Origin of the sequence: Accumulibacter sp. (genome assembly GCF_032229525.1) — a bacterium.
Taxonomy (GTDB): Bacteria; Pseudomonadota; Gammaproteobacteria; order Burkholderiales; family Rhodocyclaceae; genus Accumulibacter.
The window spans coordinates 1-4,470 of sequence record NZ_JAVTWB010000240.1; the positions used below are offsets into that span (position 1 = coordinate 1).

General features: G+C 64.8%; 3 protein-coding genes. All 3 read left to right on the forward strand.

Annotation, left to right across the window (positions count from 1 at the left end; all coding sequences use genetic code 11):
• A partial coding sequence (locus RUW20_RS21775; RefSeq protein ID WP_313953792.1) for an asparagine synthase C-terminal domain-containing protein occupies nucleotides 1–1,511 on the forward strand: 1,511 nt, incomplete at its 5' end.
• A gap of 105 nt (nucleotides 1,512–1,616) precedes the next feature.
• Complete coding sequence (locus RUW20_RS21780) at nucleotides 1,617–3,263, forward strand: acyl-CoA ligase (AMP-forming), exosortase A system-associated (protein WP_313953793.1); 1,647 nt, start codon at nucleotides 1,617–1,619, stop codon at nucleotides 3,261–3,263.
• Between the two features lie 35 nt (nucleotides 3,264–3,298).
• A partial coding sequence (locus tag RUW20_RS21785; protein ID WP_313953794.1) for a pyridoxal-dependent decarboxylase, exosortase A system-associated occupies nucleotides 3,299–4,470 on the forward strand: 1,172 nt, incomplete at its 3' end.

Below are 4,470 nucleotides of genomic sequence, written 5' to 3' on the forward strand. Positions count from 1 at the left end.
TCGTCGATGCGAGACGCGAATGCGTCTTCCTGGCGGTCGACCGCTTCGCGGTGCATACCCTCTGCTATCGTGCCGATGAGCGAACGCTCGCCTTCTCCGACCGCGCCGACTGTGTTCAGGGCGGCGGCAAGGAGTTTGACCCGCAGGCAATCTTCGACTACCTGTACTTCCACATGATCCCGGCGCCGCGCACGATCTTCCAGGGGGTGCGCCGGCTGCCGGCTGCCCATGCTCTGCTGGTCGACCGGCAGGGCGCACGCGAGATACGGCACTGGCCGCTACGTTTCGACGAAAACCACCGGCAGCCTTTCGCGGCGAGCCGTGACACTTTCCGCCAGCTGATTCGCGATGCCGTCGCCGAAGAGGTCTCCGGGCACCCGCGTGTCGGCGCCTTCCTCTCCGGTGGCACTGACAGCTCGACGGTCGCCGGCATGCTCGGCCAGGTCACCGGCCAGGCGGCCCCGGCCTACTCAATCGGTTTCGAAGCCGAGGGCTACGACGAAATGGAGTACGCCCGTCTCGCCGCAAAGCACTTTGGTTGCGAGCACCACGAGTATTACGTAACGCCGGCGGACCTCCTGGCCAGCATCCCGGCCGTTGCCCAGCATCACGATCAACCTTTCGGCAATTCATCCGCCCTGCCCGCCTACTACTGCGCGAAGATGGCGCAGGCCGACGGGTGCACCAAGATGCTTGCCGGCGACGGCGGCGATGAGCTCTTCGGCGGCAATACGCGCTATGCGATGCAGCGCCTGTTCGAGTTCTACCAGTCCGTACCGAGCGGTTTGAGAAAACTGATCGAGCCGATGTGCGGCGACGACAGCGTCCTGCGACGGATACCCGGCCTCAAGCAGGCCACCGGCTATGTCCGTCATTCGCGCGTACCGATGCCGGATCGGCTGCAGAGCTTCAACCTGATCATGCAACTCGATCCGGCGAAGGTGCTCAGCGCCGATTTTCTTGCCCAGATCGACCTCGGCGAACCATCGCGACACATGCAGGCAACCTGGAACGAGTGCCGGGCGCCCAGCCTGATCAACCGCATGCTGGCCTACGACTGGCGCTACACGCTGGCCGACAGCGACCTGCCGAAAGTGCGCGGGGCCACCGAGATGGCCGGGCTCGAGGTCGGCTATCCCTTGCTGGGCGACCGCCTGACCGATTTCTCGATGACGCTCCCGGCCAACTGGAAACTGCGCCGCTTCAAGCTGCGCTGGTTCTTCAAGGAAGCCCTGCGCGGTTACCTGCCCGACGAGATCCTGACCAAGTCAAAAAAAGGCTTCGGACTGCCGTTCGGCATCTGGGCCAACCGCAACCCGGCGCTCAAGCAACTCGCCGAGGATTCCCTGAACAGCCTCGCCACGCGGGGCATCGTACGCCCCGACTTCATTCACCAGCTGATCACCGAGCACCTCCCTGAACACCCCGGTTACTACGGCGAGATGGTGTGGATCCTGACGATGCTCGAACAGTGGTTGCGTGGCCAGGAGAAGCGGTGCGCTGCGGGGTAGCACTGATGGTGGCAGTTTTCGCGCCAGCCGGAACAATTTCACAGTCAAAACACCGCTTGTCGTTAGAATCGGTGCCTTCAATACCCTCACCATCGCGCCAGAGACATGACCGACGCCAGCCTGCTCGCCGAGTTGATCAAGCACGCCGCCGCACGCAATCCCGACGCCATCGCGCTCAGCTACGGCAAGCAGTCGATAAGCTACGGCGCCTTGCAGCAATCGATCGTCGCGTTCGTCAGCGGCCTGCTGAGCCTCGGCCTGCAACGCGGCGAGCGGGTTGCCATCTATCTCGAGAAACGGCTGGAAACGGTCGTTGCCAGCTTTGGCGCCACCGCGGCCGGCTGCGTCTTCGTGCCACTCAACCCACTGCTCAAAGCGGACCAGGTCGCCTACATCCTGCGCGACTGCAATGTGCGGGCACTGGTCACGTCCAATGAACGGCTGTCCCTGCTGACACCGGTCCTGTCGTCCTGCCATGACCTGCGCCACGTGATCCTGGCCAATGCCGGTCCGCTGCCGAACCGTGGGGGTCCACTGGCCACCCTGCGCTGGGACGATCTGCTACAGGCCAGCGAGCAGCCCGGCCACCGGGTGATCGACACCGACATGGCGGCGATCCTGTACACCTCGGGCAGTACCGGCAAGCCGAAAGGCGTCGTGCTCTCGCACCGCAACATGGTCGCTGGCGCCAAGAGCGTTGCCAGCTACCTCGAGAACACCGCCGACGATACCCTGCTGGCCGCCCTGCCGCTGTCTTTTGACGCCGGTTTCAGCCAGCTGACCACCGCTTTCCACGTCGGCGCGCGCGTCGTCCTGCTCAATTACCTGATGCCCCGCGACGTGCTGAAAGCGCTGGCGCAGGAAAAAGTGACCGGCTTGACCGCCGTGCCCCCGCTCTATATCCAGCTCGCGGAACTCGAATGGCCCGCGGCGATCGGCGAACATCTGCGCTACTTCGCCAATACCGGCGGCCGCATGCCGCGCCAAACGCTGACTGCCTTGCGTACTCGCCTGCCGACGAGCAAGCCCTATCTGATGTACGGGTTGACGGAAGCATTCCGCTCCACCTACCTGCCCCCCGACGAGGTCGACCGACGTCCCGATTCGATCGGCAAGGCCATCCCCAACGCCGAGATTCTGGTCTTGCGCGAGGACGGCTCGGCCTGCGCTGCCAACGAGCCCGGCGAACTGGTCCATCGTGGCGCGCTGGTCGGCATGGGCTACTGGAACGATCACGAAAAGACCGCCGAGCGCTACAAGCCCTTGCCGGCCAACACACCGGGCCGCGATGCTGGCCTGGTGCTGCCCGAGATCGCCGTCTTTTCCGGCGACACGGTGCGCATCGATGAGGAGGGATACCTCTACTTCATCGGTCGCCGGGACGAGATGATGAAGACCTCGGGTTATCGCGTCAGCCCGACCGAGGTCGAGGAAGTGCTCTACGCGACCCGGCTGGTCGGCGAATGCGTGGCTTTCGGCGTTGACCACCCGACGCTCGGTCATGCCATCCAGGTAATCGTTACGCCAGGCCCCGGTGGCAATCTCGATACCGCCGAGCTGCTCGCAGAGTGCCGGCGGCGGATGCCGGCCTACATGGTGCCTGCCGGCGTCACCGTGCGATCGGGTCCCCTGCCGCGTAACCCCAATGGCAAGATCGACCGCAAGGCGCTGGCTGGCGAGTTCCTGGCCGGACAGTCGCCCGCACCAGACGCGACGAACCTGGACGCTTGCCGCCAAGGAAGCAGCAAGTGAACAGGCCCGAACGGAGCCCCCCCATGCACGCGCCGATGAGCCAGTTTCCCGTCCAGGACGGCGAACTCATGGTCGGCGCGCTCCCGCTCTCCCGGCTCGCCGCGCGCGTTGGACAAACCCCTTTTTACGCGTACGACCGTCAGTTGCTGACGCGCCGCGTGGCCGAACTGCGGGCCACGCTGCCGCCCACCTTGAAGCTGCACTACGCGATGAAGGCCAACCCGATGCCGGCGCTGGTCTGCCACATGGCGGGACTGGTTGATGGCATCGACGTCGCGTCGGGTGGCGAACTGAAGGTCGCCCTGGACGCTGGCGCCGATCCGCGCGAGGTCAGCTTCGCCGGCCCCGGCAAACAACGCGCCGAGCTGCAGCAGGCGGTCGCCGCCGGCATCCTGATCAACATTGAATCGTTTCGCGAAGTCGGCGAACTGGCGGCGATCAGCCGCGAGACCGCTTGCCCGGCGCGCGTGGCGGTACGAGTGAATCCCGATTTCGAGCTGAAAAGTTCGGGGATGAAGATGGGCGGTGGCGCCAAGCAGTTCGGCGTGGACGCCGAACAGGTCCCCGAACTGCTGGCCGAAATCGGCCGCTCCGGGCTGACCTTCGAAGGCTTCCACCTCTTTGCCGGCTCGCAGAACCTCAAACCCGAAGCCATCGTCGAGGCGCAGAGCAAAAGCTTCGAACTCGCCTTGCGCCTGGCGCAGTCAGCGCCCTCAGCGGTCCACTTCCTCAATCTCGGCGGCGGCTTCGGTATCCCCTACTTCCCGGGCGAACAGCACCTCGATCTGGCGCCGATCGGCGCCAACCTGGCAACGATTGTCGACCGTGCGTCGCGTGAATTGCCGGAAGCCGAACTGGTGATCGAACTCGGGCGTTATCTGGTCGGCGAAGCAGGCATCTACGTCACCCGCATCGTCGACCGCAAGGTCTCGCGCGGTCACACCTTCCTGGTCGTCGACGGTGGCCTGCACCACCACCTGTCTGCGTCGGGCAATTTCGGCCAGGTGATCCGCAAGAACTACCCGGTCGCCATTGGCAACAAGATGGCACCGACCGAGCATGAAACGGTATCGGTGGTCGGTCCGCTGTGCACGCCGCTCGACCTGCTGGCTGACCGCATGGAACTTGCCAACGCGGAACCGGGGGACCTGGTGGTGATCTTTCAATCGGGCGCTTATGGCTTCACCGCCAGCCCACAGGCGTTTCT